This window comes from Candidatus Hydrogenedentota bacterium (genome assembly GCA_035416745.1).
Lineage (GTDB): Bacteria > Hydrogenedentota > Hydrogenedentia > Hydrogenedentales > SLHB01 > UBA2224.
Genome location: DAOLNV010000029.1, coordinates 43,453 through 59,127, shown reverse-complemented (window position 1 = coordinate 59,127; position 15,675 = coordinate 43,453). Strand labels below are relative to the sequence as shown.

The 15,675-nt window shown below is 58.4% G+C and carries 11 protein-coding genes and 2 tRNA genes; 9 read left to right on the top strand and 4 right to left on the bottom strand.

Annotation, left to right across the window (positions count from 1 at the left end):
- Window positions 1–89: 89 nt before the first annotated feature.
- A complete protein-coding gene (locus PLJ71_11030; GenBank protein HQM49211.1) occupies window positions 90–1,427 on the top strand; it encodes a Gfo/Idh/MocA family oxidoreductase in 1,338 nt (445 codons plus the stop codon).
- Window positions 1,428–2,083: 656 nt separating this feature from the next.
- On the opposite strand, the gene PLJ71_11025 is transcribed toward PLJ71_11030, so the two are convergent.
- From PLJ71_11025 to PLJ71_11015, 3 genes are read right to left on the bottom strand one after another with little or no spacing between them, the layout of a single operon-like run.
- Entirely contained in the window at window positions 2,084–2,503 is a 420-nt protein-coding gene (locus PLJ71_11025) for a hypothetical protein (GenBank protein ID HQM49210.1), read from the bottom strand.
- 11 nt (window positions 2,504–2,514) lie between these two features.
- Entirely contained in the window at window positions 2,515–3,042 is a 528-nt protein-coding gene (locus PLJ71_11020; GenBank protein ID HQM49209.1) for a hypothetical protein, read from the bottom strand.
- A 9-nt stretch (window positions 3,043–3,051) separates the two neighbouring features.
- A complete protein-coding gene (locus PLJ71_11015) occupies window positions 3,052–3,513 on the bottom strand; it encodes a hypothetical protein (protein HQM49208.1) in 462 nt (153 codons plus the stop codon).
- Between the two features lie 486 nt (window positions 3,514–3,999).
- On the opposite strand from PLJ71_11015, the gene PLJ71_11010 reads away from it, so the two are divergent.
- From PLJ71_11010 to PLJ71_10980, 7 genes are all read left to right on the top strand, one after another.
- Window positions 4,000–4,076, top strand: a tRNA-Val gene (locus tag PLJ71_11010).
- A gap of 186 nt (window positions 4,077–4,262) precedes the next feature.
- Window positions 4,263–5,621 (top strand): DUF1254 domain-containing protein, encoded by a 1,359-nt coding sequence (locus PLJ71_11005; protein ID HQM49207.1) that lies wholly within the window; start codon window positions 4,263–4,265, stop codon window positions 5,619–5,621.
- Window positions 5,622–5,777: 156 nt separating this feature from the next.
- Window positions 5,778–7,508, top strand: coding sequence for a PQQ-binding-like beta-propeller repeat protein (locus tag PLJ71_11000; GenBank protein ID HQM49206.1), 1,731 nt, complete (start codon window positions 5,778–5,780; stop codon window positions 7,506–7,508).
- Window positions 7,475–7,563 (top strand) — tRNA-Arg (locus PLJ71_10995). The genes PLJ71_11000 and PLJ71_10995 overlap by 34 nt, the downstream gene beginning before the upstream one ends.
- Window positions 7,564–7,821: 258 nt before the next feature.
- Complete coding sequence (locus tag PLJ71_10990; protein ID HQM49205.1) at window positions 7,822–9,756, top strand: DUF4838 domain-containing protein; 1,935 nt, start codon at window positions 7,822–7,824, stop codon at window positions 9,754–9,756.
- Window positions 9,757–10,372: 616 nt separating this feature from the next.
- Window positions 10,373–11,518 (top strand): PASTA domain-containing protein, encoded by a 1,146-nt coding sequence (locus PLJ71_10985; GenBank protein HQM49204.1) that lies wholly within the window; start codon window positions 10,373–10,375, stop codon window positions 11,516–11,518.
- A gap of 293 nt (window positions 11,519–11,811) precedes the next feature.
- The gene (locus PLJ71_10980; GenBank protein HQM49203.1) at window positions 11,812–13,197 is read left to right on the top strand and encodes a Gfo/Idh/MocA family oxidoreductase; all 1,386 of its coding nucleotides are present in this window, start codon (window positions 11,812–11,814) and stop codon (window positions 13,195–13,197) included.
- An 84-nt stretch (window positions 13,198–13,281) separates the two neighbouring features.
- On the opposite strand, the gene PLJ71_10975 is transcribed toward PLJ71_10980, so the two are convergent.
- On the bottom strand, window positions 13,282–13,596 hold the full coding sequence (locus PLJ71_10975; protein ID HQM49202.1) for a hypothetical protein: 315 nt from the start codon (window positions 13,594–13,596) through the stop codon (window positions 13,282–13,284).
- Window positions 13,597–13,927: 331 nt separating this feature from the next.
- Here PLJ71_10975 and PLJ71_10970 point away from each other — a divergent pair, with 331 nt between their 5' ends.
- The gene (locus PLJ71_10970; GenBank protein HQM49201.1) at window positions 13,928–15,562 is read left to right on the top strand and encodes a PASTA domain-containing protein; all 1,635 of its coding nucleotides are present in this window, start codon (window positions 13,928–13,930) and stop codon (window positions 15,560–15,562) included.
- The last annotated feature ends 113 nt before the right edge of the window (window positions 15,563–15,675 follow it).

Genomic DNA, 15,675 nt, shown 5'->3' with positions numbered 1-15,675 from the left:
CGGCCTTGACCCCATCGGGCGAAGCGGCTACTTTAGGCGCGGGCTTCTTCTCTTGGAACCAGGTTCATCTAACCCAAAGGAGCAGGACAATGACGAATGAGCTTGATCGGCGCGCCTTCTTGAAGGCCGGGTCGCGGGTAGGCGCGGGAATGATGCTGGCGGGCGCGGCGGCCGCGCAGACCGCCGGGGAACAGCCTCAGCCCCAACCCGCGGGAAAACCCGTTCGGATAGGCCTGGTAGGCTACGGGAAACGCGGCCGTTCGCTCATCAGCACCCTCAACGCACTCGGTTCCGACGTGGAAATCCGGGCTGTCTGCGACGTCGTCCCCGAGCGCGTTGCCGAAGCTCAAACCGTGCTCGAGGGGCAGGGGCGCCCCAAGCCGGCCGGTTACTCGCAGGGCGACCAGGACTTCCGGCGGCTGTGCGAACAAGAGGACTTGGACCTCGTCATGAACGCCGCGCCGTGGCACTGGCACGTGCCCATCTGCGTTGCGGCCATGGAATCCGGCAAACATACCGCGACCGAGGTTCCCGCGGCGGTCACCGTCGACGAATGCTGGCAACTGGTGGACACGGCCGAAAAGACCGGAAAACACTGCGTCTTGCTGGAGAATTGCTGCTATTTCCGCAACGCCATGATGGTCTTGAACATGGTGCGCAGGGGATTGCTCGGCGAGATGCTCCATGCCGAGGCGGGGTACCAGCACTACCGCATCGCCAACAACGTTTTCGACGCCGAGGGCAACCTTCTGTGGTGCGGCGAACACGAAGCCCGGCGCAACGGCTGCCTCTATCCTACCCACCAGGTAGGTCCCGTAGGGCAATGGATGAACATCACGCGGGGCGACCAGTTCGCGTACCTGGTCTCCATGAGCAGCAAATCACGCGGACTCAATCTCTACGCGGCCAAACATTTCGGGCCGGACCACCCTCTGGCGACGCGCGAATATGCGCTGGGCGACATCAACATAACCTTGATCCGCACCGAGAACGGCCTGACCGTGACTCTGTACCACGACACCCAGGCGCCAAGGCCCTACGACCTCATCTACCGCGCACAGGGCACGAACGGCCTGTACATGGGTACCCTCGACAAAATCTTCATCGAAGGGCGCAGCCAAGGCGATCAGTGGGAGGATATCGGCCCCTACCTCGAAGAATTCGAGCATCCCCTATGGAAGGCGCTCCAACAGAACGCCCTCGGCCACGGGCACGGCGGCGGCGACTACATCATGATGTATCGCCTGCTCAAGTGCCTGCGCGAAGGAATCGAACCCGACTCGGACGTCTATGACGCCGTGGCCTGGAGCGTAATAGCGCCGCTCAGCGAAATGTCCGTCGCCGACAAGAGCCGTCCGGTGGATTTCCCCGATTTTACCCGCGGCAAATGGCGCGAACGCCAGCCGCTGGGCATTGTCGAGGCCTGATATTCAATCAAGCTGGCGGGCATATTGCCCAGGCTGTCCGAGCACCGTGGCCCAGCACGCCCGGCGCCGAGGACGAGGTGTCAGTCCGGTCCCCTGGCCGGGCGGGACAGACCTGTTGGCCCGCTATTCCGGCAGACGATCTCCAATCTGAGGGTGTTCTCAGCGTATTGCTCATGTTTTCTATGACCGCCCTGAATAGGGGCTTCCGCCGCCCCCTTGCGGGGCTTGGCCATGGGGTGGGCGGATCCCAGGGCTGCGCCACGCGTTCCGCCTGGCTGGCCCTGGGCTATTCTCTGCCGCCCCTTGCGGGGCTTCTGGAGCGGCGCGGGTTATGGCGCGTTTTCCAATCCCTTCAAACTTTTCACACGTTCAGACCCTTCATGCACATTACTTGCTCGGGCACCCACTGTGGCCCGGTCCGCTGTTGCACGCTGCTCCTGCGACCGAAGGGCTCCTGCACACCTGCCCGTGCACGCCGCCAATCATGAGCAAGACGCGTATGCCATGTTGAAAAGGGCAGACCGGCAAAGCCTGAAAGCCTGCGCCACAATGACCGGCGAGGGGGCACTCTCACAATAGGACACAGGGACCTCTCGGGCTGTTTGGCGAATTGTCGCGGCAAGCACGAATTGGCCGAAAGCGCCAATTGGTTCGTTCTATTCCACTTCGTGTGCTTCGAGGAACAGGGCTTTTTCCAAGGCCACAAAGAACTGCTGGTAAGGCTCGGGGTCCTCCACGGCTTTCTCGTTGAATTGTGCGTTCGCTCGCACAAGCAATTGTGTTTCTCCTCGCGGGCGTACCGAGACCGTCATGCGGAGTGCGTATCCGTCGAGTTTGGTGGCGCTTACCGTGCCAAGCTCATCATCCGCTTTGTCTATCACAAAACCCAAATCCTGCAAAGTGGCTATCGACGTTCTCAGCATATTCTGTTTGTCTGTTGTGTCAAAGGCACGCGTCTGTATTTGTCTCAGCGCAACCTGCGAGTCACCTGTGGCCAGTATCTGTTTGTTGGCTGAACTCTGACATCCTATCCCGCCGATAATAAGCATGCTCACAAATAGTAGTGTTTTGTTCATAGTCCTCACCTCTAGATCTCGTGCGCCTCTAGAAATACCCCCTTAGAAAGCCGGGTAAAAAACTCTTGATAGATCTCGGGGTCTTCGATACTCTCGATTTTGGATAGCTGGCCGTTACTGTTCCAAATCCGTCGTTGAAATGTCACCCGCACAGATGTCCGAGATTCCGGGTGCGGTCGTGTAACGAGCGCAACACGGATTATCTGCTGATTGTCCCACGGGACATTCGCGCCCAGCAGCGCCCCTAAGACGACTTTACCCGCTATTTCGCCCGCATCTCGCGCAGACCTCTGCTTTGACCCTACGATCACCCCGAGTTTAGATTCGGACTCGTCGATGTTGAATCCCAAGTCTTGGAGAACACCAAGTCCTGCTGTCAGCAGTCTTTCTTCCTCTGTGGTTTCGAAGACACGTGTTTGAAGTTGCCGCAATTCGAGCGCTTCAGGTCTCAGAGCCAGAGCTTCTTTGGGTACAGAGGTGGCACAGCTGCCAACGAGCGTAAGCACGAATAGTAGACAGATAGTGATATTGATTCTCATGGTCGAACCTCAAAAGCTTGAAGTGTGATACGCGAAGTCCCGCACTAACTTGTTTTCATCATACTTAATGATAATGGTAAGCGTGCGTTGAGTTCTTGAACTAGCTCCCGCACTTCGTGAAGCGCCAGCTCCAGCACCTCCTCCCATGCCTCCGCTTCCCACGGGACCGCCTCCCAGTATCAGTGCTGAAATACCCCCTGAACTGGTTGAATACACGGTTTCCGTCGCGAACTTATCGTAGATCCAGACCTCTCTGCGGTTCTCATCCGTCGAAACGATATTCGGAGACCCGAGAACCTCCGCAACTTGAGCTTGGCTCATTCCTTCCCGGATTTCCTTTTGAACGGTGCCAACCGTCAATCTCTGGCCGGTATCATCAGTCACATCGGCCCGGTGACTTTGTGCTGTCGCGCATCCGATGTGCGAGCTCGCAACAGCGACACCGAGAAAGAGCGATAGAAGTCTTGCCATAGTGTGCTTACCCCCTGTGGATGTTAGCGCCAAAGCGATATGCCTTAGAGCTGCCCCAAATCAGACCCGATTCGACCTTACTTGCAAATAACCAGCTAAATACTCAGGGGCCTCAATATTATACATTAATCATGTGATGATGTAAATAGCAATTCTCTTTGCTTTGCGGGAGTTTCAGACGTGCGAAATGAGGATGAGGCAGACGCATGACGGAAGGCTGAGCCACAATGATCGGCGAGGGGGCCGGTTCCACAAAGGAACTGAGCCGATCCAGCATCGCTGCCCCCTTGCGGGATTTGCCTCAAGCGGTTAAGAATGACGGACAGCCCAGGGATTGCGGGATCAAATGTATTTCATGTGAGCGGGACCGACATTCTCCAAACAGAGGATCCTTTAGCCCGCCCATTTTGGTCCCATCGAATGTAGAGACCGGGGCCCTCCGTTTGCCAAGATCCTCCGCCAAATGTTACACTCTTTTCTTTGCGAGGGCGGTTAGCTCAGTTGGTTAGAGCACCTGCTTTACACGCAGGGGGCCACAAGTTCGAGTCTTGTACCGCCCACCATTCATTCTAATTTCGGGGACACAATACTCAATTGGGCTCTCGCGCGCACTACCTGCCATGAATGTTCTGTGGATTCGTAGGGACAATTTAGTATTGTGTCCCCGAAATTACTGAGGAGAGGACACAATGAGAAGAGAACGAGTATCCGGTGTAATCCTTGTGGCCGCAATCATCGGCTGTCTGGCGATGAGTGCCCACGCTGCGGATGTAGCCCGTGCCAAGGAAGCACGCACTATCGCCAAGGAAGCCTACATCTACGGCAACCCGATCGTCGATGGCTATCGTATCACGTACGCATACCACGTGGATGCCAAGAATCCGGAGTTCAAAGCACCGTGGAACGAGATTGCGAATGTGGCGCGTGTCTTCACTCCCGATGACAAGGCCATCCAAACACCCAACTCAGACACGCCTTATTCCATGGCGGGTCTGGACCTCAGGGCCGAGCCGATGGTCGTTACCGTGCCCGCTATCGAGAAGGAACGCTACTATTCGCTGCAGTTCATTGATGCCTATACGTTCAACTTCGATTACTGCGGCAGCCGTACCACCGGCAACGAGGGTGGCAGCTTTCTGGTCGCCGGGCCGGCCTGGAAAGGGGAAAAGCCGAAAGGAATCACGAAAGTCATTCGCTCGGAGACGGAACTTGCTCTGATTGTCTACCGTACGCAGCTCTTCAACCCTGGTGACCTCGACAACGTGAAGAAAGTCCAGGCGGGGTATAAGTTGCAGCCACTCTCGGCTTTTCTGGGGAAGCCCGCACCCAAACCCGCCCCGGCGATTGAGTGGATTCGGCCGCTGACGCCCGCAGACCAGAAGACGTCGTTGGAGTTCTTCAACGTCCTCAACTTCGTTCTGCAGTTCTGCCCAACCGCGCCTTCCGAGAAGGACCTGATGAAGCGGTTTGGCGAGATCGGTATTGGAGCGGGTAAGCACATCGACGTAGCGAATCTCTCGCCCGAGGTGAAACAGGCGATGTCCGATGGTATAGCCGATGCCTGGAAAGAGCTCAAGGAATTCCAAGAGACCCTTCTGGCGACCGGCAAAGTAAACAGCGGAGATTTGTTTGGCACGCGCGAATACCTGAAGAACAAATATCTCTACCGCTTCGCCGGGGCGGTGTTGGGAATCTACGGCAACTCGAAGCAGGAGGCCCTGTATCCTGTCTATCAGTTGGATGCAGCCGGCAAGGGCCTGGACGCCTCGAATAACCGCTATGCCTTGCGTTTCGCGCCCGGCCAGTTGCCGCCTGCCAATGCCTTCTGGTCTTTGACGATGTACCAACTGCCGGAGTCCCTCTTGGTCGCGAACCCCATCAATCGATATCTCATCAATTCTCCGATGCTACCGGGTCTCAAGCTCGACCCCGATGGTGGGTTGACGGTTTACATTCAAAAGGATTCGCCCGGCAAGGACAAGGAATCCAACTGGCTGCCCGCGCCCAATGGGCCATTTATGACAGTTCTGCGGATCTACTGGCCGAAAGAAGACGTCCTCAACGGCACATGGAAACAGCCGCCTGTCGTGAAGGTCGCCGATCGCTGATGAACGTATAGGTCGGTATGTTTTCGTTCGGGTGGCTAATTTCGGGGACACAATACTCAATTGGGCTCTCGCGCGCACTACCTGCCATGAATGTTCTGTGGATTCGTAGGGACAATTTAGTATTGTGTCCCCGAAATTACTGAGGCTATAGATCAAGTGCGAGATCAGACAACGGGCATAGTAAAGAGCGATCGGATACGGCTATGGCCGCCGGCGGCGATTGCATTGATTCACGTGGCGGCGGCAGTGGCATTGCGCTTGTTCGGATCGACGAACAATATCGAGAACGGGATCGCGCTGGGCGGGGTCCCGCTGATATCGACGCTCCTGTTTGTTCTCTGGTGGCTGGCGTTGAGCCGGGTACCGGTATGGAGCCGCCTCGCGGGCTTTGTTCTATTCGGTGTCGCCGTTACGGTAATCGCACTTTCTCAGCGTCCCCTATGGTTCGGCGCCTTGTTGGTCGCGATTGCCGTGCCTTATATGACCATAGGTACGGTGCTGGTCTTGCTGGCGACATATCGGATGCGGTGGCGGACACGGCGTTGGCTGCTTGTAGCATGTCTTTTGGGGTGTACGGGGGTCTTTGGCGCCCTACGTGTGGAGAGTCTCGGCGGCGATTTAGCACCCATTCTGTCCTGGCGATGGCGTCCGACGGAGGTCGAGCGCTCAGAGAAGGAGTTCGCTTTGGAGGGGGGCGGTGTGGCGGAGCTCCCCCCCGTTCCGGGTCCGGACGACTGGCCTGATTTTCGCGGGGCCGGGCGGCAAGCCATCCTCAATGGCGTGCGCTTCCGTATCGACAAGAGCGCGCCGCCCCGAGAGATATGGCGGCGGCCAATCGGCGCAGGCTGGTCGTCGTTTATCGCGGTGGGCGACTATCTGTTTACCCAGGAGCAACGCGGCGAAGAGGAATTGGTGACCTGTTACCAAGCGGCCACGGGGGAACCGGTATGGAATAACAGCATACAAGCGGTCTATGACGATTCGATGGGATTGGGGCCGCGCGCTACGCCGGTGTATGCCGAGGGCAGACTTTACACACAAGGGTGCACTGGAATTCTGCAGTGCCTTGATGCCACTACAGGCGCGGGTATTTGGCAGCGCGATCTGAAGAAAGACGCGGAAATGGATGTGCCCACGTATGGATTCTGCAGTTCACCCCTTGTGGCCGGGCATCTGTTAATCGTGTTCACCGGCGGGGGCGAAGGTGAGTGTGTCATCGCTTATGACGGTATTACCGGCGCGGAGGCATGGCGGGGAGGAGAGTTGGGCGGCGGTTACTGTTCCCCGATGCTGGATGCGGTAAGGGGCGTGCCGCAGGTGGTCATGGCAAGTAATGCCGGGTTGGAGGGTTTTGTGGCGGAGACGGGGGACCGGCTGTGGGCTTATAAATGGAAAAGCGAGAAGTACCCTCGCAGCGTACAACCATTCGTATACAACCAAGAATGCGTGATGCTGGCAGCAACGACCGGCACCGGAACGCGCCTGGTGCGCGTCAAAGAACAGGATTCTGAGTGGACGGCCGAAGAGAGATGGACATGTGAGAAATGCCGGCCGTACTTCAACAACGGCGTATTCCACGAGGGCCACTACTACGGATATGACGGCGAGCGCTTGGCCTGCCTTGAGGTCGAAACCGGCAAGCGGCTCTGGACAGGAGAGCCGTTCAGCGGACAGTTGCTGCTTATTGCGGACATGGACATGCTTCTCGTGCTGAGCGAAATAGGAGAAGTGGCTTTTGTTCCGGCTGTACCGGGCGGGTTCAGGGTGATCGCCCGTTTCCAGGCGATCGGCGGTAAGACCTGGAATCACCCCATCATTGCGCACGGGAGATTATTCGTCCGGAATGCAGAAGAAGCGGCGTGCTTCGAACTCGCGGTCGAGGGGTGAGGCTGCGGGACGCGAACCCGCGGCCCAATCGCGGGTTCGAACCCCGCCCCCGCTACTTTCAGAGAGATGGCATCGGCGCCTACGGAAAGGATGCGGCTGATTTCCTGTGCATGGAGCGTTTCTCTGCGTTTGAATGAGAATCGGCGCGGGCGCTACGCTGGTCTCGTAAGGGAAGTCCTGGCAAATCACGGGGGAGAAGACGCGAGTGTGTCTGCAATGGCAGTAGCGATTCTGCGTCTGACTGCTACAAGCGCACGTGCTGAATCTGCCGCGGCGAACTCGACATAGGCTTGCGAACAGAGGAGCCCCGACTTTGAGCAAAGGTCTTACGATGCATCGTATCTTGTGGTCTTGCGTTCTGACGTGTCTCTTGCACTTCTGCAGTGCATGCGCGGAGTTCGGGCATGAAAGCGCCGGGCCGACTGACAAACCCGCATTTACGCTTGCACGGGATGGGCAGCCTGCGTGCACGATTGTTGTGTCGGAACACGCGACGCCCGCGGCGCGCTTGGCGGCGCTAGAGCTTCAATACCATGTGCTCAAGATTACGAGCGCCGAGTTGTCAATCCGCCCTGATACCGACCCTGTCACCGGACCGCGGGTGCTTGTGGGCGACAGTTCGGCGACTCGCGCGATGGGACTCAAAAGCACGGATTTCGCCCCGCAGGAGTATCTCATCGCGTTTCGCCCAGAGACTGTGATCCTCATCGGCCGCGATTGGGAGGACACGGATGCCAATCGGCGGGAATTCGGCCGGCCCATGAGTTGCGGTAACACGCTTGCTGACACGCGCCACCGCATTGACTATTGGAAGACAGTGGGCTTGCCTGAGCGAAGCACGGGTGAAATCGAGCTTCCGGGCGTCTATGCCGACCAAGGAACCTGTTATGCAACTTATGACTTCATCGAACGCTTCTGCAACGTCCGCTGGTACGGACCATCGGAAACGAGCATGGTGTTTCCCTCCCAGAAGACCCTCACGGTTCAAGGCGTGGACATACGCCGTTCGCCAGCCCTTAAGTGCCGCAATGCGCTATGGTCCGGCAATTGGCCATTCATGCAGAAGCAATGGGGGCCGGTCATGCGGCAGGAGGTGTATTTGTTCTGGCGGCGACTGCGCCTGGGTGGCGAGAAATGGGCCTGCAACCACACATTCCATCCCAAAACCATTCAAGCCATGTTCACGAATCCCGAATATCAGGCCCAAGGAAAGGGTCGTGGGACGCAGCTCTGTTACACGAATCCCAGACTGGTGGAGGAAGTCGCCCAGATGGCACGCGATTTCTTCGATGGAAGGAGAGACGTCCCCGAGGGCTGGAAAGCAGTAGGCAATTACTTTGCGATTGTTCCGGACGACAATTCGAATTTCTGCACTTGTGAGCAATGCAGGGCGCTGCTGGATTCAGGTAAGGACATGGGAACCGGGCAGTTTAGCAGCGGCACGGTCAGCAACTACTTTTTCTCATTTGTGAATGCGGTTGCGCGGGAAGTGCGGAAGACTCATCCCGACAAGTACATTGCCACGCTGGCTTATTGGAATTATGCCCTGCCACCGCACGGCTTCGAGGTCGAGCCAAATGTATCCGTGGCCCCATGCCTGCACACCTGCGTATACGCCATCCACGAGGAGATGCGCGAGAATGATATGCGGCTTTACAGGGAATGGCTGCAAAAAGCCAAGGCGCCGATGTTTCTCTGGAACTACTACCATCATCCCATGGAGCCTGCGCTCATCGATAAATGGAAGTGTTTCCCAAACGTGATGGTGCACGAAACGGCGAAGTCCATGCGCATGTTCATTCGGGATGGTGTCCGGGGGATCTTCGTGTGCGGCGAACAGGACATGCTCGAAGCATATGTGATCGCCAAGCTCTGGGATGACCCCGCTCAAGACGTGGACGCCATACTGCACGAGTTCTTCCGCCGCTATTTCGGCGCGGCCGCCAAACCGATGGAGGAGTTTTACAGGCGCATTGAGCAAATTGCCTGCGACCCGGAAAACTATCCGCCGCCCTTCCATCGAAAGAATGGCATCGACTGGAAGAACGTCGCGTGGACACACCTGGGAACCGCAGAACGAATGGAACAACTGGGTGAACTGATGTCCGAAGCACAGGCCCTCGCGCAATCGGACCTGGAGAAACGCCGCGTCGGCCTGTGGTACGACGCGATCTGGAAGTGGATGGAGGAAGGCCGTGCTGAGTATGTTGCCTCGTTGCGCGGGAATAGCCAGGCGGAAATTCGATGACACCATCGCCGGCGTCGGTACAGGCCGGTAACGCACGGGCGGCGGCTGCACCTCTCCAGGTTAACCAGAAACCGTACGTCGGAGGCACGGACCGGTACTATCACGGGACGAACTGCGCGAACCTCCCTGTGCAACACCGGCAGAAAGAAGACGTCCGCAGTTTAGAGGCCCTGGGATACACGCCATGCCCGGTCTGCGGCGGGAAAGACATGGCCGCCACGCGCAACAGTGCGGCTAGGCGGCCCGCACGTGAAGAACTCGTTTTCCAGACGGATCAGTACGCACAGATGACACATCCCAGACGCCGTACGAAGCGGAAAACGTGAGAGAGGCGTCGCGGGACGACGAATTCAGACGTACGCCCGACCCCCACAAGTTCTTGCCTGGCAACAAGAACGAGTTTTCGGGAACGACAGGGTTCGCCCGCGTGCCCGAAACGATCTGCAGGCGTGGCTTCTGGTGGTCACACTGATCCGCCAGTGGGAAACAGAGGATCGTGAAGAAGATGATCTGTCAGACCCAGCGGGCGCGGGGCCACGCCAGTTGACAGCATCGAATTCTGTCCCTAGACTGCTGCTGGGGGTAGGGGCCCCAAGAAGAAGCGAGGGAACATCCCATGCCAACGACACTGTTGAGAATTCGCCTGAACCACGCAGTTGGGGCAATCACGCTCATCGCTGTGTTTGTTGTGCTAAGCGGTTGTCCTTGTTCGTATCACCTTGTGCCAAGCCTGTTGGGGATGGCGGAAGAGGACTTGGAGGCGGCGCTGAGCGATACGGGACTCCTGTCGGGCGAGGTGACTGACGCGTTGAGCGATACGGTTCCCGTGGGGTGCGTCGTATCGCAGGAGCCGCTGCCGGGCGCGTGGGCAGCTCCAGGCAGCACGGTCAACATTGTGGTCTCCGCTGGGCCGGACTGCGCAGATTCCACGAACGCGCCGATCCCCGGCATGCGTCCTGTCTCGTTCGCAGACGCGACGGCGCTGGGCGCCTACGTACGAGGCATGCAGACCGTTGCCGCCGGCGGCGAGCCCCGGGGCGTCGCGTGGGCCATGGTCAACACGGCCTGCGAGGAACGCACGCTGGCGATGCAGTATGCGATCGCATCGGTGTCGTTTCCGCTGAGCGAGACGCCCCCTGTCATGCGCGAGGAGGACATCACGCCAGAACACATCGCGGACTTGGCCGAAAACGCGGGCATTGACGTGGCCACGATCAACGTCAGCGGGCCGCTGATCGCCGAACAAACACTGGTCCAGCCAGACGGTACACCGGTCTCAGGAGACCCCTTCTTCATCTACTGGCCCTACCATCACTCCGTCGTGCTCAACGTGGACGGCGAACTCATGGTGCTCGACCTTTCGGTGCAGGATGAACCTATGACGATCGAGGCGTGGGTGCGGAGCTTTGTTACGGACGATGTGGTGTGCGTCCGGATGTCGGACACCCGTTTCCAGCGGGAATGGGGTTACTGGCTGGACGTGATGGGTTATTCGGGGACCGCCCCCCGGCCGCCGTGCCTCTGCGGCTACACCATCACGCCGATATTCCGTTTTCGGTGGGACCAGGACCCCCTTGTGGACGTGCTCCGCTGGACGCCCATCAACTTGGAGACTCAACTAGACGGATTCGGTTTCATTCTCGAGAGCGAATATGGCCTGAGCGTTGATGCAAGTGTCTTGCCGTTATTCACGTCAAACTACGCGTCTCAAGACGAAGCGTATCTCTGCAGTCGCGTGCCTCTGCCATACTGCAACGGTTAATTTCGGGGACACAATACTCAATTGGGCTCTCGCGCGCACTACCTGCCATGAATGTTCTGTGGATTCGTAGTGACAATTGAGTATTGTGTCCCTGAAATTAGATTTCATTACCCATAGTTATCTATCTTCGTTATATTGACAGTCCCTGAGACGCAGGATATGCTGGCCTCAATTCGAAGGCTATGTTTGTGTTTTCTCGGACCGGCCGGGAGGCTGCACCCGTCCAAGGAGGATCATCAATGTTAAGCCCGGGGCGCAAGGTCAGGCTGAATCGTAGTGGACGTGGAGGCGGGATGTCACGGCGAACATTTCTGGGGGGGACTGCCGGGGCGGCGGTATTGGGCGTTGTTGCCCGGCATGCGCTGGGAGCAGCAGACCCTATTCCGCCGAGTGAAAGGACAACGCTGGCGTTCATTGGGACGGGCGGACAGGGCATACAGAACCTCATGTCGCTGCTCCAGTTCGCTGAGGTACAGGTTGTGGCCGTGTGCGACGTGGTAAAGGAGTCGAGCGACTATCAGTCATGGAATTGGTCATCGGGCAGGGATCGCAAACCCGCTGGCCGGGAACCTGCGAGGCGGTTGGCGGACGAGTACTATACGAAGACGAGTGCTTCTGGCAGCTATCAAGGGTGCCGGGCCTACGCGGATTACCGTGAACTCTTGGACAAGGAGGATGTCGATGGCGTGGTCGTGTCGACGCCGGACCACACTCACGCGGTCATCACAATGGCGGCGCTGAAACGGGGCAAGCACGTCTATTGCGAGAAACCGCTCACGTACTCGGTGTATGAGGCGCGGCAAGTCACGGAGGCAGCGCGCAAGGCCGGCGTGGCCACGCAGTTAGGCAATCACGGCCAGGCCGCGGAGGAAGCACGGGTGACCTGCGAGATGATATGGGAAGGCGCTATAGGGCCCGTGCGCGAAGTCGAGGTTTGGCACGGGGCGCGGTTCTGGCACTATCCCGCCTTCGAGGGACGGCCCACGGACACCCCGCCCGTCCCTGACGGGCTCGACTGGGACCTCTGGCTGGGACCCGCGCCCGAACGGCCTTATCACCCCGAGTATTGTCCGTGGACGTGGCGGAACTGGTGGGATTTCGGAACCGGGCTCCTTGGCGACCTCGGGTGCCACAAGCTTTCTACCGTATTCAAGGCCTTGAAGCTGACCTATCCTGTAAGTGTCGAGGCGAGTTCCACGAAACTTGACCCGGAGATCTATCCCCAAGGGGTGATCGCCCGCTATCAGTTCCCAGCCCGGGGTGACATGCCGCCGGTGAAGCTGACCTGGTATGACGGCGGGTTGAAGCCGCCGCGTCCCGAGGAACTCGAGCCCGAGTACCGCATCGAAGACGTTATCTATACGGGTGAGAAAGGGAAGATGATGGGTTACCGACTAATCCCCGAGGCCCGCATGGAGTCGTACGCGATGCCCCCCAAGACGCTTCCCCGTTCAGTGGGACACTACAAGGAATGGGTAGACGCGTGCCGGGGCGGGGCGCCCGCAGGAGCGAATTTCGTGGACCACGCGGGGCTGCTCACCGAGACGCCGCTGCTGGGCAACGTTGCCCTTCGCGCGGGGACCAAACTCGCCTGGGACGGCCCCAATCTCAAGTTCACCAACAACGAAAAGGCGAACGACTACCTCCATCGCCCGTACCGCGACGGCTGGAGCCTCTGAACCAAGGCCGAGTCATCCACGGCGTGCGGGGACGCCCGGGCTGCGATTGGGCTTCGCGGGCGACACAGCGGTCGCGCGGCAACCTCACCTGGCCAATCTGGCGTTCCTCGAACCGGTTGACCTTGCGGCCACGGGCGCAGCCGCCGTAATGGAAGTAGACTTGGTCGTCAACAAGAACCTGCCCGTCGATCCAGGCATGGGCGTGATCCCGGGCGGCTTTCTGCGGATCTGGGTCGAAGAAGTGGGCAGGTTGCGCACCCGGGTCTGGCCATCGTGGGTCCACGCGAGAGCGGTGTACCCTACGCCATAGGCATCGGGCGGGTCGTCGGCCTTGAGAACGTCCCGCAGCACCTTCACCATGCCGATGAGAAGATCTCGGCGCGCAAGGTAGCCGTCCATGGCCTAGAACTGTGTTTCGCCCTGGTCAATGCGCGGGTGGAGCAATAGGACGTACCCGGGGCTGCAAATGCGGATGGATAGCACCCTACAATTACCGGGCTATCCGGCGTTCGATACGCAATAAGGCGTCGGCGGCAGCGACCCCGACTTCAGCATGGGGAGCGCTCAAGAGTTGTTCACCCTATTCTGGCTCGGCCGCGGCAAGAAACAAATGGAAATCGGTCATCGTTGTATGATACAAGATCCCCCACGCCAGCCGGAAGCGGAGCAAGGCGGAAAGTCTTCCTTTACGATTTTCACAAGTCAACGTTCTCGACAAAGGAGCTATACAATGTTGAAGTACAAGTATGTAGGCATATTGTTGCTTGGATTGTTAGCCTTCCTGAATTTCGGCTGTCCGCCTTCGCCGACCACGGTAACGGTCCCCGATGTGCAGGGCATGACTGAGACCGGTGCAGCGCTCGTGCTTGGAGCTGTGCCGCTCCAGCTTGGGGCTGTCACAACCGAGGCGAGCCTTACCGTCGATGTCGGCCTGGTTATCCGGCATACGCCCGCGGCGGGAACCAGTGTTGAACAAAATACAGCCGTGGATCTTGTCGTTTCGAGCGGTGTGGAAGTGCCGAACCTGTTTGAACAGACTCAGGATGCTGCCGAGGCAGCACTGACGGCTGCGCACTTGCAGCTTGGCGATGTAACCACGGAAGCCAGTGAAACCATCGAGGCGGGGCATGTCATATCGCAAACGCCAACGGGAGGCACTCACGTAAACGCCGATACGGCAGTGGACCTTGTGATCTCCACGGGGCCGGGGCCTGTTGCAGATGAGCCAACTGTTGGCTGGAGCTACATACCAACGCCAAACAGCATCTGGGGTTTGAATATTGAGAATGCCTCGGACGGGGGCTATCTGGTAAGCGGCGGCGATACTGGCTATCACATGTACGGGCTGAAGCTTTCGGCGAGTGGCGCCAAGTCCTGGGAACTGTTTCCATCACGTATTGTAGGCACCGCTGAGTATTGGCGATGCACGGCAAAGGGGCTCGTCGAAGCCGACGACGGTGGCTTTGTCTTTCTTGGGCGCGGGCAACTACCGGATGACGAGATTCCTACTGACACGTGTTACGTGCTTGTGAAATATGACTCCGGCCGCAACCAAGTCTGGGAGAAGGCGTATTCGCCGTATCGACCCGGAACTACGGTTTACTGTGGTCCCAACAACCCTGCGATCCTCGAGCCGACTGGCGACGGCGGGTATGCCGCGTTTGGCGTTTCGTATATTGGGCCCTATCAATCGACTATCCTGAAGACTGACAGCCTGGGCGAGCTGGGCACTTCGGGCTTCGTGACGGTCATTGACACCGACAATAACGGCGATTACCCCGAAGAGATTGAAGATGGCCAACAGACGTCTGACGGCGGATATGTCCTGGCAGGAAACGCGCAGGACGACGGCCAATACTACGCTCTCATCATCAAGACAGACGGCGATGGGGGGTGGCAATGGTCGCAATTGTACCAGTATACAGAAGCTAACCATGGCGCTCTCGCGCATGCAGTCACACAAACGGCGAACGGCAGCTACCTCGTCGCGGGAGACCTCATCAACAACATCACGAAAGCGTTGATGTATGGGACGTGGCTGGCCAAGCTCAACAGCGAGGGTGAGGTGGAGTGGTCGAATTGGGAGCCAGACGTCCAGAAAGTTGAGGATCCGCGGGTAATCAAGGAAACCCCTGACGGTGGGTTTATTGTAGGCGGTAAGAGCCATGCGGGCTACATGATGTTGTCGAAGTTTTCGGCGGCCGGCGTCCTTCTCTGGAATTTCGAGATGGAAGAGTTTGGCGCAAAACGGATCCAGGACTTGGTACTGAATGAGGACGGCAGTTGCGTCGTTGTGGGTTCAGGCGGCACCAGCGGGCCCACAGCCGTCGTCAGAATTGACTACGTCTTCGTACCTCAGGACTGAGCTTGGTAATTTCGGGGACACAATACTCAATTGGGCTATTGCGCGCACTACCTGCCATGAATGTTCTGTGGATTCGTAGTGACAATTGAGTATTGTGTCCCCGAAATTACGCG